Raw genomic sequence first — 24,161 nt, 5'->3', positions numbered from 1 at the left:
TATTTACTTGTCCACCGACTGAAGTTCTGTGAGCTTCTTGTACGTACCATTGTCTTTCAAGATCAGCTCCGAATGTAGCCCTCGCTCAATGATTTTCCCACCATCTAACACCAAAATCTCATCGGCATTTTGGATGGTACTGAGCCTATGGGCTATCACCAATGAGGTTCGGCTTTTCATCAGGTTTTCGAGGGCACTTTGCACCAATTTTTCAGATTCGGTATCGAGGGCAGAAGTAGCCTCATCGAGAATGAGGATAGGAGGATTTTTAAAAATAGCCCTTGCTATGCTTATTCGTTGGCGTTGCCCACCCGAAAGCTTCATACCTCGGTCACCTACCATTGTATCATAGCCATTTTCCATCTGCATAATGAACTCATGGGCATTGGCTACCTTTGCTGCCTGGATAACATCTTCAAGACTTGCATCTGGCGCAGCAAAAGCGATATTATTGAAAATAGTATCGTTAAACAGCACCGATTCTTGGGTAACTACTCCCATTTGCTCACGCAATGAATCCAAGCTGATATCTCGAATATCTTTCCCATCAATCAATATTTTTCCTTCCTGAATATCATAAAATCGTGGAATAAGGTCGGCAATGGTTGATTTTCCTCCTCCCGACTGACCTACCAACGCAATCGTTTTTCCTTTTTCTAAGGTAAAGTCAATTCCATCCAGCACCTTAGCAGTTTCGTAGGCAAAGCCAACTTTTTCAAACTTAATCGACGTATCAAAAGACTGGATTGTTTTCGCATTTGGGTTATCTACAATCTCATTTTCAGCATCTAATAGCTCAAAAGTTCTTCTTGCTGCCACCAAGCCTCGCTGGATTCTGCTTATAGCCGAAGTCATCGATTTAATGGGCCTGAGTACTTGTGAAAACAATGCGATATACACAAGGAACTGGCTGGCATCCAACCCCGATTCGTTGCTGATAATTAAGCTACCTGCATAAAAGGCAATACTAGCAACGGTAATAACTCCGAAAAACTCGGAAATTGGAGAGGTCAACTCCCTTTTGTAAGCAAGTGCGCGCGTCTTATTCGAGTAATACTCATTTTCTTTTAAAAATTTATTCTGCACATAATCAATCGCATTGAAAGCTTTGATTATGCGAACACCATCCAATGTTTCATCGATAATGCTAATAAGCCTCCCTAAACTTTCCTGACTATTTTCCGCATCTTTTTTCAGGAGTTTGATGATGTAGGCTATAACTCCCCCTGCAATAGGGATCACCAAGAAAGTAAACAGGGTAAGCTTAACCGAAATAATCAACATGGCTATAAAAAAAGTTGAGGCTGCCATGGGTTCTTTCAAAATCGCCTTAAAACTATCGGCTATGGATGATTCTACTTCGTAAGCGTCTGTAGAAACCCTCGATACGATATCCCCACGCTTATTTTTGGAAAAAAAGCCAATATTTAGGTTTGCGAGTTTAAAGTAAATCTCATTCCGAATATTTTGGATGGTATTGACCCTCAAATCTTCCAGTATCCTTATGGAAATATAGTTGAACACATTGGAAAGCAGTACTGAAACGATCATCACCAAGCATACAAATTTCAATGCATCGAGGGGCCCATTCTCGACCACAATGTTGCCCAGGTAAAAATTAAAAAGATCAATAAAGTAATCAATGCTCAATGAAAAAGCTGGCTTTTCCAATACTGCTACATCTACTTTCCCAATGATCATATCAAATAGCGGTTTCAACAGTGTAAAATTCAATACACTGAAAACTGTGGCTATAATGGAAAACAGAAAATAAGGTATAGCGTATTTCGCTACAGGCTTGGCAAAGGAAAATATCCTGAGATAGGTTTTCATAAAATTTCTTTTGATGTGTGGCAGAAGTAGTTGAAAATAAAGCCACAAGTCATAATTTGGTGTGAAGTTAGCAAATTCAGCTTTAGGCTATTGCCGCAAGAAAAAAATCATTAGAGGCAATGACATAACCAAAAGCTATTTTTCACCCTTCTTTTTGGTAGCATTTGAAGTTGATTCATCCTTTTCTTTTTCCTGCCCCTTTTTGTAGAGAAAGTAAAAAAAGCTACCTAAACTAAGCATATAAGCCCAATAGCTTTCCCGCAAACCATAATAAAACGTTTGGTGTACGCCTATGATAAAAAGCACTACCGCAATAGAGAAAAAAAAGAGTTGTGTATTCATTAGGAGCTTATTCGTCTTTGAGGGTAAAAATACCAGTTACTCCGCCTGTGATTTCATATTCGGAAAAATCTTGGTTGGCAGTTAGACCATTGGCATTTATAACGTCTTTCGGGGTAGTGATTACAACAGGTGTAAGCGTATCCGTATAGATGGTTTCACTTGCCTGATCCCAATTCAGCACCTCTGTTTCAAGTTTGGTTCCTTCTACAAAGTTAATCACAACCACATTCCCTTTCACCCTGAATTTATGTGACTTTACATCGTGCTTCCCTTGATCTGCCACCAACGAGGTTGTCTTTACTCCTAGGGAATCATAAATTTCAAGATATAATCCTTCTGGGTAATCCTCATCTTGGTTTTCGTACTGGTTTTGGATAGGAGCCTCAAGTTTGAGCCTTACCATAGAATTTTGGCTGTAGAGCATCGATACGTCGTTAAAAACCCTAACAGGTAGGCTATCTGATAACTCTTCAACTATCTCTTGCTTATCCACCGATTCTTCTTCACATGAAACCAAAAAGGCAAATACCATGAGGCAAAGCCAACTTATATTTTTCAAATTCAATCTTTTTCTCTTATTCATTTCTATCTACACAAATTCGATCTTTTAATTTATGGGGAACATCCATATATAGACTGCCTCAACGTATTATTTTAATTTATACGACTCCTTTAAACCGTTCGTCTGTTGTTCTTAGACAAATAATACAAGGAGAATGCAAAATTAGAAGAAGAAATTTGATTCTTACTATCGACAATATCCTTTTGGAAATACTTTATGCACTTCTTATAAAAACAACAAAGGCGCTTGGTGTAGTACCAAGCGCCTTTGTTAAATATTTAGAATCAGGACTATTCTTTTGGACGTTTCCTGATAGTAGTTGTAGTGTTAATCCAGCAACCAACTTCTATAGCATCACCTTCGCTCATAGTAGCAGTAAAGATTTCACCCATTGAAGGGAACTGGGCACGAGCTTGAGCCATTTTACTACTGTTACCAGCTTTTTGGTACATGTCGTATGCTGCCAAATAAACCGCTCTAGCTTTTACAGGGTTCATTTCTTTGCAGTCATTGCCACTAGTAAAGTACAAGTCACCTATATAAGAATAAACTTCTGATGCTAAGTTAGGATCAGCTTTCAATGCTTCATACGCTGCAGCTCTTGCTTGTGATTTTCTACCTTGAACACCGTAAACTTTAGCTATATCCATTTGAATCTCACCTTTCATAGCTGCATCATCACCAGCTAGCTCCAATGCTTTTTGCTTCCACTCGATAGACTTATCGTATTCTTTGTCTTTCAAGTATTTTTTAGAGAAATAGTTGGCAATACCCGCATCTGGCTCAGCATCGAAAATATTTTCTGCTGCTTTCAAAAACAAGGGATCGTCAGTACACCCATCAGCAAGCATGTATTTGAAAGCCCTTTTAGACGTTTTGATATCTTCTGGGTTGTTTTCAACCTTGTCTTTAAAGTTTGTTCTTACGAATTCGCAATCGATGGTAATAACCTTGCTAAGTAAACCATCAATTTTATCTTGAGTACTTTTCCAAGCATCAGGCTTAGGGTCATTTTTGATGTTGTACTCAATTATTTCACTCATTTTATCGTATTGCTCCAAAATCTCAGTTTCGGTCAAGTTCTTTTTGTTGTTCACCAACGCAAGCATCAAAAAGATCAAGTTATTACGATACACATCATTTCCCTTTAGCTCAACTGCTTTGCTATAAAGCTCAAGCATCCTTGGCCATCTTTCAGCATCGTCTTTTCTATCTTTCCAGTAGAAATAGGCAATCCTACCCATCCTGTCAGTAATATCAGCCTCTTCACCATAATACTTCATACGGTCTTCATAAAGCGACATAATTTTATCCTGATAAGCTCTAACTTTCTCCTCGTCTTTCGCTTTTTCTGCTTTATCAAGAAGTTCATTGTACAATTTCACTCCATTGATGTAGATCGCTTTATTGAGATCTGGGGTATTGGTCAACAACCATTCAAAGGGAGCAACGGCCCCTTCAAAGTCGCCCATTGTCATGGCATCGTTGTACAATACATTTTTTTCTTTGGCAGTGCCTGGGTCTGATCCCCAGTTCCATCCATCATCGGGACTCTGTGCCATGAGGTGGAATGAAAACAATAAAGCTCCTGCTAGGGCTAAAAAAGATTTGACTTTCATAATTGTGCTCGTTTTAATTTATTCTACGTCTTATAAACCAATTTGGATCGTTAATCGTGAGGCCAAAATTAAACCTCGCATATTGTTCTTTGATCGAAGTATTATCACCATTACCTAAAACACCATAAATAAGCGCAAGATTCAATGTAGAGTATCCTCTACCCATAGGAAAAGACATTCCCATGCTTGCACTATAATCATTCAATACCTTATCATTCCACTCATAAGGCAGCTCTTTATAAGCCCCTCCTATTCTATAAGACACTCTTTTGAGGTAACTGGACACTGATGTGTAGTCAGGTGTCCATTCTAAACCACTCCTCACTTCCATTGCATCTTTATAAGGATTAGCCCCATCCGTCTCTGTGAAGTCCGTCCATTTTTGAAGTGAAACATCTACTCCAAAAACAAATTTATAAGGTATTTCAATACTCACACCCATGTTCAGTGCCGAAGGCATTTTCACCTTACTTCTCACATCCATGAGCGTATCGGAAACTATTCGGGCATCTGAAGAAGCACTTCTTCTTTCAATGGCCTCAAAGTCTCTCACAGCATACTCAGTAGACATTTTGTACGTTCCTCCCAAATTTACAAAAAACTTTTCTCCTACTTGCGCTGCATATCGAATTCCTGGCAGAAAAGTAATTTGAGAGAAAGACCTTCTATTAAAAATACCTACTGTATATTCATTAGATCCATCGTCGAGGTTAGAGCGGGTTTGCCTATTTATAGAGCCAAAATTATAGGTCGCTTCTAATCCTACCGAAAGCCCTTTTACTAACATTATCCCGTTAGAAAAATAAGCTTGGGTAATTCCACCATCCCCCAAATACTCATATTCTACGAATGTTGGTGTATTAGGGAGCTTTTCATAAGTTGAAATCTCATAATTCACCAAAGTGACCGGCCTAAGCCCAAACCCCATAGTCCAGTTTCTAGTTACGGGAAAGCCAAATGACAAATGCATAAGATTGCCTCCAAAGTCAGTTTGTTTGCTGTCTCCACGCTCGGTTTGCCTAAACTCACCCATCATCGAAGCATCAAAATAAACAATTTTATTGCTCACCAAATTGGCAGGGTTTAATGTATTGCTTTGCAAAGCATGGCTATTGCTTACACCAATACCACCCATTCCATTATTGGCAATATTGCCCATGTGCTGTAAATGCCCTAGTCCTAAGATAGAGTAAGGTGAATTTGCCCCCTGAGCCAAAACTGACACAGAACCCCACAATACCAGTGAAATAATAACTATATTCTTTCTAATCATTTGTTTCTAAAATTCGATTCAGCCCGTGTAGTACTAAATGCTGATTTACAAAGATGCTTCGTTTTATCCTAGATTCAAAGAATTTTGCATCGCCCCCACACAAGATGACGTTAAAATCTCCAAATTCACTTTTAAAATCGGTTATGCAGGTTTCTATTTCTGCTCTTAGTCCGTTCACCACCCCGCTTATCATACACGACCTCGTATCGTTGCCTACATTCAACTCTGCCTCTGCATTTTCTATCATAGGCAACGTGCCTGTAAATTCATGCATAGACCTAAACCTCGATCGCATGCCTGGCGATATCCGCCCTCCTTTGTACACGCCTTGCTTTGTGATAAAATCATAGGTAACGCATGTCCCTAAATCGATTATAAGGTTTGATTGTGATTGGTATAATGAATATGCACCAACAGCAGCTGCTATTCGATCCATCCCCAACGTCTTAGGGCTAGCATAATCATTTTGGATAGGCAGGTGAGTCGTGTAATCCAAATAAGTGATTTGAAAATCATCTGCAATTTCTTCAAAAAAATTCAATTTTCCGCCCCCAACGTTGCAAATAATTACAAAATCTGGTCGAATATCTCTCACAAAACACAATAAATCGACTTTTCCTAACCTTTCTTTCACTTCCAAAAGCTCTTCGCCTTCAAATAAACCCGCTTTCGAAAATGTATTTCCAATATCAATTGCTAGTTTTTTAGCCATTTGGCAAAGTTATGCTAGAATATGTTCGACTGGAACTTTCGCCCCTCATTAATTAATCCTGAAAATCTACCCCTGGTCAACAGCCCGAGGCTTCATTAAAATCTCAAAACTGTTTCTTTCCTGATTTGCTACCTTTACAAAAAAAGAAAAGCAACCATGCCCCAAAAACACCTTCTCGTCATTTGTGGCCCTACTGCCAGCGGAAAAACTTCCCTGAGCATCCAGCTTGCCCAGCATTTCGATACGGAGATCGTAAATGCTGATTCGAGGCAAGTTTACCACGAAATGAACATTGGCACTGCCCGACCTACCCCCGAGGAGCTAGCCCAAGCCAAGCACCATCTGGTCGATTTTCTGCCAGTCTCTCAAGAATATAATGCAAAACAGTTTGAAAAGGATGCTTTGGTAGAGATCGACAAGCTATTCGAGAAGAAAAACTTTGCCATCCTAGCCGGAGGTTCGGGGTTGTATATAAGAGCAGTGTGTGAAGGATTTGACGAAATTCCAGACATTGATCCTAATATTCGGGCGCAGCTAAATGAGGAAATAAAAGAATTCGGCTTGGCGAAACTGCTAAAGGAACTAGAAACTACTGACCCTATATATTATGGCGAAGTTGATAAAAGCAATCCTCAGCGAGTTCTCAGAAGTTTGGAAGTGAAACGGGGAACGGGCAAGCCTTTTTCTTCCTACCGAAACAAAAAGAAGGCAGAACGCCCTTTCAACATTATAAAAATAGGGCTGGACCGACCTCGGGAAGAGCTGTATGAGCGCATAAACCTCCGCATGGACCTGATGCTGGAAGCGGGTTTGCTCGAAGAGGCAAAATCCCTTTATCCTTTCAAAGAGTTAAATGCCCTACAGACCGTAGGCTACTCCGAGATTTTTGATTTTCTAGATGGAAAACATGATTGGGAGGAAGCCGTACGGCTTTTGAAGCGAAACAGCCGACGCTATGCCAAGCGTCAAATGACTTGGTTCAGAAAAGAGGAGGGCATTCGCTGGTTCCACCCCGAACACTTGCCAGAAATAATTAGCTTTGTGGAAAATGAAATGAAAATTGATTGAAAATCATATTCAGTATCAAGGATATTTTATAATAAAGAAAACAGTAACCAATAACTAGAAACCAGCAACTGGGAAAACCTAAATAAATGGAAATGCAGGTCGATAGTAAAACAGGTGAGGCAACTTAATTTACATTGATGTCAGAAATAAAGATAAAAATAGGGACTCGAGGCAGCAAACTCGCCCTTTGGCAAGCCTATTATGTGGAAGAGCTTTTGCAAAAATCGGGTTTGGAAACAGAAATCATCACAATTGAAACCAAAGGAGACAAAATCCTCGACCGCACCTTGGCAAAAATTGGGAGCAAAGGCGTGTTCACCGAAGAGCTAGAAGATCAATTGATTAGCGGCGATATCGATATTGCGGTACACAGTGCCAAGGATGTTCAATCTAGCTTGGCAGAAGGCTTCGAACTTATTGCATTTTCCAAAAGGGAAAAAATACACGATGTACTGGTTTCTAAAACCACCTCTTTTAATCCAGAAAAACCACTCACCTTAGGGACTTCTTCCGTCCGCCGAGTGGCTATGTTGAAAAAATACCTCCCCAACATGAAGGTGGTAGATGTGCGAGGCAACCTCCAGACCAGAATCAAAAAAATGGAAGATGGCTTGTGTGATGCGTTGGTGCTCGCCTATGCCGGTGTTCACCGAATGGGTTACGAAGAAATGGTCATCCATGAATTCCCCACCAACAACTTCATCCCTGCCGTGGGACAAGGAACGGTGGCGATTGAAGCCCATACCAATTTATCTACCGAAGCGAAAGAGGCAATTAGAAAAGCTATCAACCATACCGAAACCGAATTCCAGCTCTTAGCCGAACGGGCATTTTTGAGAAAACTGGAAGGTGGATGCAGTATCCCCGCCTTTGCCCTCGCCCAAACCGATATGGAAACCAAGCGTATAAGCATTACCGGCGGACTCATTGCCACCGATGGCAGCCAACTTATCCAAAACACATTTGAAGGCACGTTGGAAGAAGCTGCTGATATTGGGGAAAAGCTAGCCAATTACGTATTGGAAAATGGCGGGGTGGAATTGTTGGCGGAAATTAAGGGTAATAAATAAGTCAGTCGCTTTTCTAAAAAAACTAGCAACAAGAAACTAGTAACCAGCAATCATTTTTTTATAGAAAATGAACATCAACAAAATTCATCACGTCGCTATTATTTGTACGGATTACCCTCGTTCCAAGGCATTTTATACCAAAGTGATGGGTTTTGAAGTGTTGGAAGAAACTTACCGAGAGAAAAGAGATTCGTGGAAGTTGGATTTGAAAGTGGGCGGGCTTTACCAAATCGAGCTCTTTTCCTTCCCCAGCCCTCCTGTCCGACCCTCTTACCCCGAAGCAGTAGGTTTGCGACACCTCGCCTTCGAGGTAGACGACATCGAAACAGCCATTGCCCACCTCACTCAACACGGAATCAACACCGAGCCTATCCGCACCGATGAACTCACGGGCAAGCGCTTTACTTTTTTTGAAGATCCAGATGGGCTACCGCTTGAACTGTATGAAATCTAGTAATATGTTGATAACACTATACCTAAAATTAGGGATTTATAAGTTATTAACTCAAAACAAAGTGGATTAAAAACTTTGACACAGTAAGTTTGTACAAATCAAAACCAGCTACAAACCCTATGAAAAAGTACATTACACTATTTTGCATCGTCAGCTCTCTGACTTTTTTAACATCGTTTTCCTACGCCCAAATAAATCTCCAACCGGCACAAATCATCACTGCAGAAGGAGATTCGTTAATGGGACAAATTGATTACCAAAACTGGGAGAAAAATCCGTCAGAAATCACTTTTGTTGATGAAAGTGGTACTTCACACCAATATTCCCCACTAGACATTAAGCGTTTTTTTGTTGCCAATGACCTTTACGAAGGTGCTATTGTACAAGCGAATAACGAGTCAAACAAACTTGAAAAACTTAGCCGAACACCAGAAATCAAGCTTAGGCAAGACACTACCTTTTTACAAGTTCTGCAAGAAGCGGTTAATAACAAAACATTGTACTATTACCTAGACTACCGCAGTGAGGTGCAGTTCTATTTTTTAGAAAAAGGGAAAATCAGGTTATTATACTATAAGAGGTATAAAAAAATGGGGAAGACAGGAGATGTAACAGCCGAGGTAAAGAGATTCCAAGGTCAACTATCTTTTTATTTACAGGACTGCGAGAAGATCAATTCATTGATCTCTACGCTTAAATACAACAAAAAATCATTAATAAAAGCTTTTACAGAATACAACAACTGTCTGGGTGGAGAAGTGAAATACACAAAAACAAAAGAGAAAGTAAAAGTAAACCTAGGTGTGCTAGCAGGGGTCACCTCTACCAAATTGAATTTTGAAGGAAATTCAGACAGGCACATTACTAATCATGATTACCCAGCCTCTATCAACTTTACTTTTGGTGGATTTGCAGATATTGTTTTACCAAGAAATAGAGGGAAATGGTCAATCAATAATGAACTGGTTTATACCTCTTACAAGTTCGAAAACACCTATGAAAATATTGAATCTGAAAATGAGTATAACATATACTATTCAAATATTGCTTACAGCTATCTAAACCTCAAAAACATGCTACGCTATCGAATAATTGGTAAGCGTGTATTATGGCATATAAACCTTGGAATTTCAAATGGGCTTGCTGTAAGTACTACTAACTCAACAAAAAAGGAAAGCAAGTTTTATTCTAGAGAATCGGTAGAATATAAGCCAGCAGTGGAATTTTCAAGAAAACATGAACAAGGCATATTTGTAGGACTTGGTGGTTCTATAAATAAAGCTTCTATCGAATTGAGATATGAACAATCTAATGGAATGTCGGAAAGTATCGCACTTAATTCCAAGGTAAACAGGTTATTCCTCATGTTTGCATACAGATTCGGACAATAAACCCTAAAACAACGCCGTCACCTGCATTCTTCCCAAATGCACCATCTGCTGATTGGGGGATTGCCTGCCGTTGTACGACACATTGAGTTGCAAGCCATTTGCCAAGCGCTGTAGCCAGCTCACCGACCATGTAAAGTTGGTACCTGGCCGCAGCGCTTCCAGCATGGCATAGCCCGAAGGCGTATTTTCCTTCCCCACAAACTGAATATCGCTCACTTTGATACTCCCCACTATGGAGCGTTTCACCGCTTTCGCCCAGCGTGCATTGAAGCCATACTCGTGAAAAGTAGCTTCCTCCGCAGTTTCTTCGGCTATAGCCAACGCATTGTCTTTTACCTTGTAGCTGTACTGGAAAGTGAACCTCAAATTATTTTCAGGTTGGTACGATGCCTCCCCCCCTATTTTTTGCTGGTCTATCTGGTAATTCCTGTTCTCCAAAAAATCGGAAATATTCCCCAACGAACCCGTTTCCACCTCCAGCTTCGTATTTACCTTTTTAGTGACGTTCCAGCGGTAGCTCAACGCATAGTTTTCGTTGGTGCGCTGCTCAAATCCATTGGTAAGTAATTGCTTATTGTCTGAATACAAAACCCTTCCCTCAAAACCATAAACTGGACTTTTTCTGTTGAAGAAAAGGGTGTTTCGGAAAATGGTATTATTTGCCAAAAGGCTCTCAGGAGGTATTTCTACCAAGAAAGGGAAAAGCCTCGCCAAAATATCGCTATCACTAATTCGGCTATTGATGGTAATAGATGAAACCGAGGAAAGCTTCGATACGAAGGATTTGAAACCACCTTTTTCTGCCCAGTTGCGAGGACCTTCCATATTGAGCCTATAATTGATTTGAGTGTGGAAAACAGCTATATATTCATCGGTAGGGGTGAAAAATTTTGCATAGTTTTTTTCATCAGGGTTGATGGCGAGGTAAAACTCGTTGAGGTCTTGGATGCCGTCACCGTTGTCGTCTCGCCAGGTGTGCGTGCCTTGCCCCGCATCTACCTGCACAAAAATAAACTCCCGCTTCAGCTCCCTTCCCGACCCTGTTACATAACTCAGCTCGCTGCGAATATGCCTATCCAAAAATTGCTGCGACCAGTCGAATCGCCCATTCAGAGTTTCCTCAATTGGATTACCTGCCAAGTTCAAATTCTCCAACTGCCTATACACCACCGAAAAGCGAAACTTCCCCTTTTTCCCATCCTTCCCTGCAGAAATATTTAGCGTACTTGCTTGGTTCGTTGCTTGTAACTCTCCCTGCTGAGGAGATTTATCTTCCCGCAAACTGTAATCTATCCGAAATTTCGTTTTCAAGCTGTCCCCGCTTTGTAGGTAAAAAAGGTGCTCTTCAAAGTTCATCGCCGTACTTACCACAGAGTCGGTTGCCGTTTGGTAAATCCTGTTCTTATCGAGCTGGTAAATATACCCCGGCACCAGTTTTTCCCCTCGGAAAGATAAATCAGCTTTTACCCTCGCCCACTCCGATTTTCTTCCTTCCAACTCCCCACCCAACTCGTTGTCTAGCAAAAAAGCGTTGGAAACCAATTGGAGCTTTCCCAGCTGCTTGTTAAGCACCAAACTTTGTTGCCAACCGTCGGCAGCAAGGTCACGCTGCCTGCGGGAAAAGCGGTAATCAATCGTATTTTGCTGGTCTTTTTTCAGCCCGAGGCGTACATTAAAAATCTTGTCCTCGGCTGGTCCCGTATCGTTCACCGACCAATCCCGATCATATTCGATGTAGCGAAATCGATCAATGGGACGAAAATATTCATTATCAAATTCAACATCTATCCCGCCCGTCCATTGGTAACCTTCCAAAAAGTGAACAGGTCGCCCTTGGTTTCGGTAGCCCATTTTCACCGCAAAACCCTTATTGTCTTCGGCATCTAAACTAGAAAATAGGTTTAGGTCGTGGTCGGAAAAAGCAGCTTCGGCAAACACATAATCGTTGCCCGTCAGATGCACTTTTGCCCCCGCCGTCAGGAGTTGTTTTTTATTGGGAGGAACAAGCGCCCTACCCGGCTCGTGCGTGCCCTGAGGTATTCCATTTAGCGGAACTACCCATTCAAACACTCGCCCGTTGGTAGGAGCTGTTGAAACCTGATAGTTCCCATTCCCTTGCCCCAAATCCAAGAAAGTAACCGTATAGAGTGAAGTATCACTCAAGGTTGCCCGTCTAAATACTTGAAAACTTTCCGTCCCGACCGTGGTATCAATTTGGGTATATAAAATCCGGCTTGGGTTAAACTCGCCCACGGTATCCGCACCGCCTGGGGCAATCACTATCGCCTGGTCGCCCGCCTCTTGCATCAGCCGTTGATTTTCTTCGGTAAGTTGGAAAAGCAAAGGGTTCTGCTTGCTGTCTTTTTCTTGGTAAGCTTGGGCATAAACCTCCACCTTCCCCACTTTCTGTCGGTGGTCAGCCTGTAAGATCGAACGGTTATAGTTTTGGTTCGAAAACTCAAAATCGACCCTGATTCGGGAAAACTTGGTAATCAGCACCGTATTCATAAACGTAATTTCTGCTGTATTGTAATCAATCACATAGTCGTAATTGAAGCCCCTTGTCAGTCGCCTTCCGTCCAAGAACACTTTTTCCGAATTGGCTATCACAATAATGAACCGCTCATTGTTTGGTCCAGTAAGTCGATAAGGGCCCATCACCCCTTCCAGCGGCTCAACTTGCTGAGAACGAAACTGCCCTTTCGCAATCGCCCCACCAATGCGGGTATTGGAAGAAATACGCTTGACAGTATCCTCAAAATTGAGCTGTAATTGCCCGCCTTGCACGTTTTTGTAATAGCGCATAAATTCCGAAGAATCATTCTGTAATACGATGTCTCCCGCTGCTAGCTTCCCATTTTTATGCTTCAATTCCATAAATACCTTGTCAAACTCCTGCAACTGCAAGGTATTTCCCTCGGGCTGAAAAGGCACATTTTGGTCGGAAAAAACTGCCTTAATATCCAGATCATCGGATAGCTTTCCTTCCAACTGTAGGTTTAAGGCAGAGTTCACAAAGGCATCTTGGGTGTTCCCCGCCGAAATCCCACGGGTGATACTCCCCGATTTGTTCAAGCCCTCCGTTGGGAAAAGTTCTTCACGAGGAGTGGCCACGGGCACATCTTGCAAGTCTTGGAATACATTTCTATACCCCCCCGTATCGTACACCGCTTGGGACCGGTTGAATATTTTTTCGGAGAAATTGATAGGAAAAACCCGGTAACATATCAGAATAGAATCAGGCAAAACTGAAGGAGAAACCCCTTCTTTCACCTTCAAAACCATTTCATTTTTCTGCGGATTGTAACTTGCGATAAAAAACTGCTCTGGGAAAGAGCTGGCTGGCTGTGTTGCTTTTATCACAATGCTTTCGGGAGCAATGGTGAGCGAATCGGGCTGGATAGCCTCCTGCTGAAAAGCCACCCACTGGCAGCGAAGGTTGTTCACCTGTGCCCAAGAGCCAGTAGCCATCAGTCCCAATAAGCTTAACAGTAGTAAAGCCTTTCGCATTCCGCAAGATAATCACTCGTATTTTTTAAGAGCAAAAAAAGGGGGTAGAAGTTGGGAAAGAGAAAAACAGAGCCATTTCAACTGCTGCCTGTAGAGTGTTTGTATGACTGAAAAACAAAGTCCCGAAGGGACGATATAATTATAGAAAATGGCAAAAACATAAACTAGCCCTGAAGGGGCGACATATTATTTCGCCCCTTCAGGGCTATGTTTTAGTCTTGTAGATAGCTATAATCATATCGCCTCTTCGAGGCTTTGGGCTGACCAAAATAAGACAGGGAAAATGCAAATAACCCTCTCTTCAATCTACTGTTTTACAAGGCTTTTCATTATACGGCAGCAATTATCCATGCACCAAATTATTGCAAATAATAGAACAGAGATTTCCATTTTCATGGGAATGACATGAATGGGCATCCAAACCAAAAAGAACTAATCCATCCAATTAACCCACCTCCAATCGTTACCTTTCTAAACTATTATTCAATTTATTCAATCAACCCTTTTACAATGGACGTACTGAACGAATTTCATTATTTGATAAGAATCAGCACCTATACTATTTTATATGCCACCTTATTTCTGCTGTGCCAAAAACACAACAACAAGCTACCAAACCAGCTCAAAAGTTATTTCCCCCTAGGTTTTTTGATGCTTGCACTTTCCAATATCACCAGTTTCCTTGCTGAAGGCTTGAGGCTGGCAAACGACACCAGCTACAACGCCCTTGGCATAGAGGAATTTTACAACAGCCTATATTACATAGTGCCTACCAACCTCTCTTCCGTTTTCTATTTGTTAGGAATGACTTTCATAGGGCTGAGCCTTATTTTATTTTTGGTAGAACCAAAAGAAAAAGGAATACGGGACAAGGGTTCTTTGTTCAGCATTTTCTTTTTCAACCTGCTCACTTTCGGATTTTATAATATCTACTGGATTTCGAACACTTTCAAAACCATAGGCGGAGAAGAAGGAGAACAATTGGGCAAGAAATATGGCAACTGGCTAATAGTTACTTGGTCGCTCCTCTTTTCCAGTTACGGTTTGTACCTAGGTTTTGGGAACGAGTCGCTTGCCGTGGTGAAGCCCATCGTCACGTATATCACAAGCTTGGCATTTGGCATCACCCTCTTGGTAGCCTCTTTCCACCTCAAAAAATACATAGTTGCCTACGACTCACGGTTCAGGATGACCGATTTCAGCGATTTGGGCATTTTCTTCTTCACCACCCTCGCCCTACAATACGGCATAAACGACAAGGCACTGATGAAGATTAAGAAGGAAGAATAGAACAAGCTGTTCCACTAGCGAGGCAGTTATTTTCTTAGCTAGTGGAACAATTTCCCATTCCCTGTCAGGAGCCATACTGACAATTTTTCAATTAAAACTGTCATTTTTTCTCATCGTCAGTATGTTTTTGCCCACATTTCCAACTGGCATAGCAATTGAAATATACTTTCAGTAACAAATCCATTTTTTGAGATTCATCCTATTTGGATTTTTGATGTGCCTCTCCTAGAGGCATCGATTTAGCTAATATCTTTTGTTGAATTGTTAAACATTAAAATTTGAAAAGCTATGGATATCATTAAAAGAAGTTTGTGGCAAGATTCATTTTTCGATGATTTCTTCAGAAGAAGTCTAAGCGGATGGCCCAACCGCTCTATCGAGGGCAACTACGTTCCTCCAGTAAATATTTACGAAACCAACGAGGAGTTCCACGTAGACATGGCAGCCCCAGGAATGAACAAAAAAGATTTTAAAATTGAACTCAACAACAGCACACTGAATATTCAGGTGGATATACCTGAAGAAGAGGGAACATTTGTACAAAGAGAGTTCTCCTACCATTCTTTTGTACGCTCTTTCTATTTACCCAACACTGTAGAAATTGACAAGGTAGCGGCAAAATATGAAAATGGTATCCTATCCATGATAATTCCTAAAAAAGAGGAGGCTAAGCGTAAACCTGTTAAGACCATATGCATCTCGTAACATGGTAAAAGCAGCACACACTACTGCCTGTACACTTTTCCATTGTTAGGCATGCCCACGGAAATTCCGTGAGCATGCCATTTAGCGGAGTACGCCCACTAACCTTTACCTTTTTGTTATAAGCAAGCTTGTATAACGTAAATTGTTGGATATGAGCAAATTTTCATTTTTGGAGTATTATAAGACTATTCTAAGCAAAGTAAGCTTTGACAAGGATATTTTTAACAAAGAGTACAAAAAAGCGATAAACTGCTTGAGCAGGTACGAAAAGGAGTGTTTGGACAAATGGCTTTGGGAAAATAAACTCGACAAGATACTCCACCCTTTTCCCAAACTTGAAGCCGCAAAACTTTACGATTCGCAACCCACAACCACCTTTAATTCACAATGGGTTGCATAACAAAACATATTTTTGGACTCTAATAGTATAAATAATGAAAATAGCACAAATAGCACCTTTATATGAATCGGTGCCACCGAAGATGTATGGAGGAACCGAGCGAGTAGTTTCATACCTTACAGAAGAGTTGGTAGCCCAAGGGCATGAAGTAACCTTGTTTGCCTCCAAAGACTCCAACACATCGGCAAAGCTGGTGAGCCACGTCCCCGAAGCCCTTCGGCTCAACCCAGAGGTAAAAGCCCCCCTAGCGCATCACATTATTCAAATGCAAGAGGTCATAGAAAAAGCCGAAGAGTTTGACATACTTCATTTCCATACAGACTACCTCCACTTCCCTTTTTCGGCGCAATGCCAAATGCCTACCGTTACTACCCTGCACGGTAGGCTAGACATACCCGACTTGGCGTATGTTTACAGGAAATTTTCCCAACAACCTTTGGTTTCTATTTCTAATGCCCAGCGAAAGCTCCTACCTGCAAAAGCCAATTGGACCAGGACGGTTTACCATGGCTTGCCTCTCGACCTTTACAAAAAAGGCAATGGAGACGGTGAGTATGCAGCTTTTATTGGTAGAATCTCCCCTGAAAAACGACCCGACCGAGCAATAGCCATCGCTATAAGAGCTGGCATAAAACTCAAAATTGCGGCAAAGGTGGATAAGGCTGACCAAGTATATTTTGAAGAAAAAATCAAACCCTTGCTGGAACACCCAAGCGTAGAGTTTATTGGTGAAATAGGAGAAGATAAAAAGGGGGCGTTTTTGGGTAATGCCAAAGCCCTACTTTTCCCTATAGACTGGCCTGAGCCTTTTGGAATGGTAATGATAGAAGCGATGGCATGCGGCACACCTGTGATAGCCTTTAAACACGGCTCTGTACCCGAAGTGATTGACAAAGGAGAAAGTGGGTTCATTGTAAAATCTGCGGACGAAGCCGTTACCGCTTTGGAAAACATCGACCTGATCGATAGAAACACTGTAAGAGAAACTTTTGAACGGAGGTTCTCTGCTTCGGTTATGGCAAGTAACTACCTAGTACTTTTTGAGGATTTGCTCTCGAAAAAAGCGAAACGCTTGCGCAAGGGAAACCATCGGGTACTTTCAAACGGCTATAGAATGAAGAAAGCAAACTGATCCACAAAAAAACCTATGGTCTGAGCTGTACCTCAGCTATTAACACACTAGTTAGAATGAACGAAGAAACAAACGATGACAAATACAGTAGAAAACCAACCTAAGCACTCGAAAAAAGAGTGGGCATTTGACCCTGGCTACATAGACGACAGGGTGCAGGTGCTCAATCACTGTGGCACATTCGGAATTTTTAGCCGAATGGGTGATATTTTGCCGCTTGGAAAGGCGGTGCATGGGCTTTACCACAAAGATACGCGGTACATCAACACATTGGCTTTGAAGCTGGAAGGAGAAGCTTTGACATTGCTCAGTTCCAACATAAAGGAAGAAAATGAGATTCTTTCGGTAGACCTTACCAACCCTGACTTGCTCCTAGCCGATGGTACTTTTTTAAGAAACGGAACCGCACATATACGCAGAAGCCAGTTTGTAAGAAATGGGGTTTACCTTGAAAAAATAGAACTTCAAAACTTTGGGGAAATAGCTGTTTCCCTAAAACTCTCCCTCACTTTTTCTGGCGATTTTAAGGATATTTTTGAGGTGAGGGGACTCAAAAGGGAAAAAAGAGGCATGCTAGATAGCAACAAGCAAATAGGCAACAAACAGGTAGTGATTTGCTACCACGGGCTGGACAATATCAGCAGAAAAGCCAATATCTCTTTTGGACAAGAGTTTCACCAGTTTGAAGGTGAAGAAGTATATTTTGACCTTTGCCTACCTCCAAAGCAAACCATTGCCCTCGATTATTCCATTGCGTTTGAGGAAGGAGAAGGCAATTTTGAAACCAAGGTCTACCAACATCTCCGACCGCAAGTAGAGCCTAGCTTGGAAGAAAACAAATCGTATTTCCCGACCATCGAAACTTCCAACGAACAGTTTTCGCACTGGCTCAACCGTTCCAAATCCGACCTTATCTCCCTCATGGCAGATACGCCTTTTGGGAAATATCCCTATGCGGGAGTTCCTTGGTACAACACAGCCTTTGGAAGAGACGGAATTATCACAGCACTTGAAACGCTTTGGGTAGCCCCCGATTTATCAAGGGATACACTGCTCTACCTTGCAGCCTGCCAGTCGGACAAGCTAGACGAGGAAAACGATGCAGAGCCAGGAAAAATACTCCACGAGACACGGGGCGGAGAAATGGTTAACTTAAACGAAGTACCCTTTCGCCAATACTACGGTACTATAGATGCTACACCACTATTCGTGATGCTGGCAGGGGAATATTACCAGCGCACTGCCGATTTGGGGACGCTCAAAAAAATTTGGTCCAACATAAAAAAAGCTTTAGAGTGGATTAACCTATACGGCGATCTTGACCAAGATGGGTTTGTGGAATATAAGCACAAGGCAAAAAACGGGCTGACCAACCAAGGCTGGAAAGATAGCCATGACTCCGTTTCCCACAGCAATGGACAACTTGCCGATCCTCCCATTGCCCTCTGCGAAGTGCAAGGCTATGTGTATGCAGCAAAAATCCATGGGGCAAACCTTGCTAAAACCTTTGGCGAACATGCCCTTGCCAACCAATGGAGAGATGAAGCAAAAAGACTAAAAGAAAAGTTCAACGAACGCTTTTGGGACAAAGAGCTAAATTGCTACGTACTTGCCCTAGATGGCAACAAACAGCCCTGCCGAGTGAAATCTTCTAATGCAGGTCATGTACTTTATACAGGCATAGCCGACCCTTCCAAAGCCAAGGCATTAGCAGCTACTTTGCTCAAGCCCGATATGTTCAACGGCTGGGGAATACGCACCCTATCTTCAGACGAAGTGAGGTACAACCCCATGTCGTATCACAACGGTTCGGTTTGGCCCCACGATGTTGCCTTGATAGCCTCAGGGCTTTCCCGCTATGGCTTTCAGCAACAGGCTCTCAGACTAATGACAGGGCTGTTCGATGCTTCGCTTTTTATTCCGCTTCAGCGCCTGCCCGAGCTCTTTTGTGGAATGGAAAGGAGAAAAGGGGAAGGACCTACATCGTACCCAGTGGCTTGTTCGCCGCAAGCTTGGTCAGTTGCCGCTGTGTTCATGCTACTTAAAGCCGTACTCCAAATCAAAATCTCCCCTCTTACCAAAGAAATATCCTTTCAAAAGCCCATTTTGCCTTCCTATTTAGAAGAAATCACCATCAAAAATTTGTTGGTAGGCAATGGGTTCGTGAACCTCCACTTGGTGAGGCACAACCACGACCAAATGGTAGGTGTGAACTGGGAAAACTCTCCCGAAGGGTGGAAACTGACTGTGGTTAAATAGATGGGCACAAAACACAAAAAAGGCAATTGGGTTACCCTAACTATCTTTTTTTGTTGCTGTCCCGTCCTAAAATAAGTTGACAGTATTTCGACTTATTTTAGGACGGAACAAAACCTTGATTTAAACCCTGCAAAACTCAACTCTTGGTATTCCATATTTTATACTTACCTTGAGCCTGTCCTAACAAAAAAAATCTACTTTTCAGAAAAGAAGTAACTATGGAAATAGTATCAAAAATCATGATTGGCTTTGTAGCTATTGAGCACTTATACATCCTTTACATGGAAATGTTTGCTTGGGAAACTTTGGGCAAGAAAACATTTAAAAAATTTCCCGAAGATTTGTTTGCTCCAACCAAAAGCATGGCCGCCAACCAAGGACTGTACAACGGTTTCCTTTCCGCTGGTCTGATTTGGACGTACTTTATTTCAGATCAGGCATGGAGTTCTAATGTCGCCATTTTCTTTTTGGGCTGCGTAATAGTTGCCGGAATTTACGGGGCACTCACCGCTTCCAAAAAAATATTTACCGTACAAGCAGTCCCTGCAATCATTGCGCTTGCAATTGTCCTTTTGGCGAGGTAGCTAAAGCCTAAAAAACCGATCAAAGGTTTCAAATTTACTTTTGAAACTAGCAGGAGCTTGACCACAATATTTTTTGAATTCTTTGATAAAATGAGACTGGTTGTAGTAGCCGTGCTTTACTACTATCCCTATCCAATCTTTTTTTTCCGACATCATCAACTCCTTCACACAAGAATTGAAACGAGTAATGCTGGCAAAAACCTTCGGGCTGACCCCCGTATGGTTCATAAACACCCTTCGGAGGTTCCGCTCACTAAGGTTCACTTCCAGTATCCTATCTGAGGCAGAGCTTTCTATTTTATGTAAAAAAGCACGAAGAAAGGACTCTATTCGAGCAATGCGGAGAACAATAGAATTAGTTTCCTTGAGGTAGTATAATAAAGCACATTCAAAGATTCTTTTATGTGGGACATCGCAGAGATCAACAATATCATCGGCAAAGTTCATGTAGTAATTTATCTTTCTTTATGAAAGATAAAAAAACCTAAAATCGATACTCCTATCTATCATTATATCGATACTTTTCCAAAAAACACCCCATGTAGGTATTAATACCTGCTTAAAAATGCCATAAAGCTTGGCATTGGCTCAGGGTATTGTAGAAATTTGAGCAAGGGCTATCCAATTCTTGTATCTTTGCTGTTCGTGCAACTATTTTATTTTTATAGACATGGCAAATTCAGTAGTAATATACACAGATGGTTCTTCTAGGGGCAACCCTGGACCCGGCGGATATGGGACAGTGCTCATTTCCGAAAAATTCAAAATGCGAAAAGAGCTTTCAGAAGGTTTCCGCAAGACCACCAATAACCGCATGGAACTTTTGGCAGTGATAAAAGGATTGGAGGCATTGAAGGTCGCCGGAGTTGATGTCCTCATCTATTCGGATTCGAAATACGTAGTGGATGCCGTGGAAAAAGGCTGGCTTTGGGGCTGGGTAAAAAAGGGATTTAAAGACAAAAAAAATCCCGACCTATGGCAAAAATTTATTCCTCTTTACAAAAAACACCGAGTGAAGTTCCAATGGGTGAAGGGTCATGCTGGCAACCCCGAAAATGAACGCTGCGATGAGCTGGCAGTAGATGCTGCCGAAGGTAGTGACTTAAAGGTTGATGTAGGTTTTGAAAATACTATTTAGCAGCCCAACCGCAAAAAGGGAAGGTCTCTTAACCCTTCGGGCAGAGTTACAAAGATGATGGAGAAATAGAATAAACGCCCTCCTTTTCAAATTTGTAGCGGTATATATAGCCGATTTTGTATTTTTGCTGTAGGGCTTGGTTCGCTGATTGTAATCAGCTTTACGTATCAGTATTAAGATATTGCCGTTAGAATGCAAAGCTCCTTTCAATATCTAGATTTTTGTAGTGTTTTTTAGTTAAAATGAGTGATAAAAAACAAAAAAAACAAAGACCGGAGAAACTTTCGATTAGCCTTTCCGAGCAGGAAAAAAGCTTTTTGAAGGCGTATAGGGAAAAGTTTAATGAAAAATACCAGGTCAAATTTTCTTATGGCGATATCATTTTGCACTTGTGCGACGAAAAAGCCACTAAACAAAAAATCAGGCCTTTTTTAAAGCAATTGTCGTTATTTGATAAAAAAGACCCTGAGAGCTTTTAGGTTAGAGCGAAGTAGTTGAATATGTATGTAATAGTTGATATAGAAAGTACTGGAAGTGTTTCAACAAAAGATAGAATTACTGAAATAGCCATTTACAAACACGATGGCAAGCAGATTGTTGACGAATTTGTGACCTTGGTCAATCCTCAAATCCGCATTCCAAAATTCGTTTCCAAGCTCACGGGCATCACCAACCGAATGGTAGAAGATGCCCCACTTTTCCACGAAGTAGCTAAAAAAATAGTAGAAATTACCGAAGGCTGTACTTTTGTGGCCCACAACAGCAATTTCGATTATAATTTTCTCAAAGCCGAGTTCAAAGCACTGGGCTACAATTTTTATAGAAATAGCCTTTGTACAGTAGACCTTAGCCGAAAGCTAATTCCAGGCATGCAATCATACAGCCTAGGAAAGCTCAGCAAAGAGCTGGGCATAGAGCTGAATGGCCGCCATAGGGCGGGAGGCGACGCGCTTGCCACCGTAAAGATTTTTGAGCTTATTCTCAAAAACAACTACGATGACATAGTGGAAAGCATGCTGAAAATAGATACTTACAGCAAGGAATATCACGCAAACATCCCACAGGAATCAATAGAAAACCTCGAAGACCAAACAGGTGTCTACTATATGCACGATAAGGACGGAAAAGTGCTGTATGTGGGGAAAAGTAAAAATATAAGGGCAAGGGTAATGTCCCACTTCAATGGATCTGGCTCTAAACTTTCCCAGTATCTCAAAAAAGAGGTATTCGATATTAGCTATGAAATAACAGGCAGCGAGCTGATTGCTCTTTTGCTAGAATCTGAAGAAATCAAAAAGTACCAGCCAATTTATAATTCGGGGCAAAAAAAGTCGAAATTCAAAATGGGTTTGTACGACTATACAGACCGTGATGGATACATTCGTTTTCATATTTCAGAAATATTGCCCGAACATGGCGAGCCTTTCACCAAGCTCTACTCAAAAAAGCATGGTATTGGGATAGTGGAAAGTGCGGTGAAAAAATTCTCACTCTGCGCGAAAAAAGCGGGATTATCTAATGAAAAAGGAGCTTGTTTTCAGTACTCGGTAAATGAATGTAATGGAGCTTGTATCGCAGAAGAGAAACCAGAAGAATACAACCAAAGAGCTATGCGCGCCATAACTTGGCTCCAACTTGGCCATGACAGCCTGTTCATTATAGACAAAGGGCGTGACCTTATGGAACGATCTGTAGTTCAAGTAAATAAAGGAAAATACATTGGCTTTGGCTACATCGATATTTCCGAAGGGGTGAATTCAAAAAAAGCACTAGAAGCAGTAATTACAGAATACCCCGAACATAAGGACAGCAAAAAAATTCTAAGCCAGTTTATCCGTAGCAGGAAAATGGAGAAAATTATCAGGTACTAACCGAGAAGAAACAACTCTTTTGATTTTAGAGCATGTTTAAATTTTAAGAATTTTAGCCCTACATCCTTTTTTGTGGACATTTATTCAGATATTACTTTCAGTTGAGTTTATATCTCTTTTTCTCAAAAAAGATTTTACCCATGTGGTTAGAAACAAGCTGTAAGTTATCGTTCGAAATTACCGTCCCCACACCTTTTGTATTAATGTTACGGCCTAGAAGCGGTGCTCAACAATGGGTCGCTCGTGAGGAATATAAAATTCTGCCAAGTGTCCCTGTCTTCGAATTTACAGACCTGTATGGCAATCTTTGCCAGCGATTGATTGCACCCAAAGGCACTTTTTCCATTCACACATCTGCAGAAGTACACATCTCCGATTATATCGACCAATTATTTGGAGGTCATTTTGTAGATATCAAGGACTTACCAGATTCGGTACTTAGTTACCTGCTTCCTAGCAGATACTGTGAGTCGGATAGATTGAGCAAATTAGCAAATGAAATTACAACAGGTTTCCAGCTAGGTTATAATCAAGTAGATGCCATTGAAGCATGGCTCCGCAACAATATCCGTTACGAACCAGGGCTTAACGATACACCTATTTCTGCCATAGAAGTCCATCAAAAGCAATCGGGTGTATGTCGTGACCTTTCGCATTTGGGCATAGCTCTCTGCCGAAGTCTCAGTATTCCTGCGCGCATTGTGGTAGGCTATTTACACAAGCTCGAACCTATGGATCTTCATGCATGGTTTGAAGCCTACATTGCTGATAGGTGGTATACTTTTGACGCAACCCAAACTGGAAAAAAAGGGGGATATGTAGCAATTGGATATGGTCGAGATGCTGCTGACGTCGCCATCTATAACCAATTTGGACCTGCTTCCTATCCTATCGGCCAAGAGGTTTTTGTCAATGAAATAATCAACAAAGCATAGTTAAAAGCACCCT

The 24,161-nt window shown here is 41.5% G+C and carries 21 protein-coding genes; 13 read left to right on the top strand and 8 right to left on the bottom strand.

Annotated features, from left to right (window positions below; genetic code table 11):
* Positions 1-3 precede the first annotated feature (3 nt).
* From R9C00_02860 to R9C00_02835, 6 genes are all read right to left on the bottom strand, one after another.
* Positions 4-1,833: an ABC transporter ATP-binding protein gene (locus R9C00_02860; GenBank protein WPO36381.1), complete on the bottom strand. Its 1,830-nt coding sequence runs from the start codon at positions 1,831-1,833 to the stop codon at positions 4-6.
* A 135-nt stretch (positions 1,834-1,968) separates the two neighbouring features.
* Positions 1,969-2,175: a hypothetical protein gene (locus tag R9C00_02855; GenBank protein ID WPO36380.1), complete on the bottom strand. Its 207-nt coding sequence runs from the start codon at positions 2,173-2,175 to the stop codon at positions 1,969-1,971.
* 7 nt (positions 2,176-2,182) lie between these two features.
* On the bottom strand, positions 2,183-2,734 hold the full coding sequence (gene lptC / locus R9C00_02850) for an LPS export ABC transporter periplasmic protein LptC (protein WPO36379.1): 552 nt from the start codon (positions 2,732-2,734) through the stop codon (positions 2,183-2,185).
* A 293-nt stretch (positions 2,735-3,027) separates the two neighbouring features.
* Positions 3,028-4,356, bottom strand: a complete 1,329-nt coding sequence (locus R9C00_02845; protein ID WPO36378.1) for a hypothetical protein — start codon at positions 4,354-4,356, stop codon at positions 3,028-3,030.
* Between the two features lie 13 nt (positions 4,357-4,369).
* Positions 4,370-5,629 (bottom strand): hypothetical protein, encoded by a 1,260-nt coding sequence (locus R9C00_02840; GenBank protein ID WPO36377.1) that lies wholly within the window; start codon positions 5,627-5,629, stop codon positions 4,370-4,372.
* Complete coding sequence (locus R9C00_02835) at positions 5,622-6,341, bottom strand: type III pantothenate kinase (protein WPO36376.1); 720 nt, start codon at positions 6,339-6,341, stop codon at positions 5,622-5,624. The genes R9C00_02840 and R9C00_02835 overlap by 8 nt, the downstream gene beginning before the upstream one ends.
* A gap of 156 nt (positions 6,342-6,497) precedes the next feature.
* Between R9C00_02835 and miaA the strand changes: the two genes are divergently transcribed.
* From miaA to R9C00_02815, 4 genes are all read left to right on the top strand, one after another.
* Positions 6,498-7,409, top strand: a complete 912-nt coding sequence (gene miaA / locus R9C00_02830; GenBank protein ID WPO36375.1) for a tRNA (adenosine(37)-N6)-dimethylallyltransferase MiaA — start codon at positions 6,498-6,500, stop codon at positions 7,407-7,409.
* Positions 7,410-7,546: 137 nt separating this feature from the next.
* The gene (hemC, locus tag R9C00_02825; protein WPO36374.1) at positions 7,547-8,479 is read left to right on the top strand and encodes a hydroxymethylbilane synthase; all 933 of its coding nucleotides are present in this window, start codon (positions 7,547-7,549) and stop codon (positions 8,477-8,479) included.
* Between the two features lie 67 nt (positions 8,480-8,546).
* Entirely contained in the window at positions 8,547-8,933 is a 387-nt protein-coding gene (locus R9C00_02820) for a VOC family protein (GenBank protein ID WPO36373.1), read from the top strand.
* A 119-nt stretch (positions 8,934-9,052) separates the two neighbouring features.
* On the top strand, positions 9,053-10,324 hold the full coding sequence (locus R9C00_02815; GenBank protein WPO36372.1) for a hypothetical protein: 1,272 nt from the start codon (positions 9,053-9,055) through the stop codon (positions 10,322-10,324).
* Positions 10,325-10,327: 3 nt separating this feature from the next.
* On the opposite strand, the gene R9C00_02810 is transcribed toward R9C00_02815, so the two are convergent.
* Entirely contained in the window at positions 10,328-13,795 is a 3,468-nt protein-coding gene (locus tag R9C00_02810) for a hypothetical protein (GenBank protein WPO36371.1), read from the bottom strand.
* Between the two features lie 549 nt (positions 13,796-14,344).
* On the opposite strand from R9C00_02810, the gene R9C00_02805 reads away from it, so the two are divergent.
* From R9C00_02805 to R9C00_02780, 6 genes are all read left to right on the top strand, one after another.
* The gene (locus tag R9C00_02805; protein WPO36370.1) at positions 14,345-15,124 is read left to right on the top strand and encodes a hypothetical protein; all 780 of its coding nucleotides are present in this window, start codon (positions 14,345-14,347) and stop codon (positions 15,122-15,124) included.
* A 288-nt stretch (positions 15,125-15,412) separates the two neighbouring features.
* A complete protein-coding gene (locus R9C00_02800) occupies positions 15,413-15,829 on the top strand; it encodes an Hsp20/alpha crystallin family protein (GenBank protein ID WPO36369.1) in 417 nt (138 codons plus the stop codon).
* 151 nt (positions 15,830-15,980) lie between these two features.
* Positions 15,981-16,229: a hypothetical protein gene (locus R9C00_02795; GenBank protein WPO36368.1), complete on the top strand. Its 249-nt coding sequence runs from the start codon at positions 15,981-15,983 to the stop codon at positions 16,227-16,229.
* Between the two features lie 34 nt (positions 16,230-16,263).
* Entirely contained in the window at positions 16,264-17,361 is a 1,098-nt protein-coding gene (locus R9C00_02790) for a glycosyltransferase family 4 protein (GenBank protein WPO36367.1), read from the top strand.
* A 75-nt stretch (positions 17,362-17,436) separates the two neighbouring features.
* Positions 17,437-19,620 carry an amylo-alpha-1,6-glucosidase gene (locus R9C00_02785; protein WPO36366.1) on the top strand — a complete coding sequence of 728 codons (2,184 nt, stop codon included), beginning with the start codon at positions 17,437-17,439 and terminating at the stop codon, positions 19,618-19,620.
* Positions 19,621-19,838: 218 nt separating this feature from the next.
* A complete protein-coding gene (locus R9C00_02780; protein WPO36365.1) occupies positions 19,839-20,204 on the top strand; it encodes a DUF1304 domain-containing protein in 366 nt (121 codons plus the stop codon).
* Here R9C00_02780 and R9C00_02775 read toward each other — a convergent pair whose 3' ends face one another.
* Entirely contained in the window at positions 20,205-20,651 is a 447-nt protein-coding gene (locus R9C00_02775; GenBank protein ID WPO36364.1) for an AraC family transcriptional regulator, read from the bottom strand.
* A 223-nt stretch (positions 20,652-20,874) separates the two neighbouring features.
* On the opposite strand from R9C00_02775, the gene rnhA reads away from it, so the two are divergent.
* The 3 genes from rnhA to R9C00_02760 all read left to right on the top strand — a co-directional run bounded on the left by rnhA (position 20,875) and on the right by R9C00_02760 (position 24,148).
* On the top strand, positions 20,875-21,342 hold the full coding sequence (rnhA, locus tag R9C00_02770) for a ribonuclease HI (GenBank protein WPO36363.1): 468 nt from the start codon (positions 20,875-20,877) through the stop codon (positions 21,340-21,342).
* Between the two features lie 500 nt (positions 21,343-21,842).
* Positions 21,843-23,213, top strand: coding sequence for an exonuclease domain-containing protein (locus tag R9C00_02765; protein ID WPO36362.1), 1,371 nt, complete (start codon positions 21,843-21,845; stop codon positions 23,211-23,213).
* 203 nt (positions 23,214-23,416) lie between these two features.
* Positions 23,417-24,148, top strand: coding sequence for a transglutaminase family protein (locus R9C00_02760; protein WPO36361.1), 732 nt, complete (start codon positions 23,417-23,419; stop codon positions 24,146-24,148).
* The last annotated feature ends 13 nt before the right edge of the window (positions 24,149-24,161 follow it).

The organism is Flammeovirgaceae bacterium SG7u.111, assembly GCA_034044135.1.
Classification (GTDB): Bacteria; Bacteroidota; Bacteroidia; order Cytophagales; family Flammeovirgaceae.
This window is presented reverse-complemented; position numbering and strand designations above follow the sequence as displayed.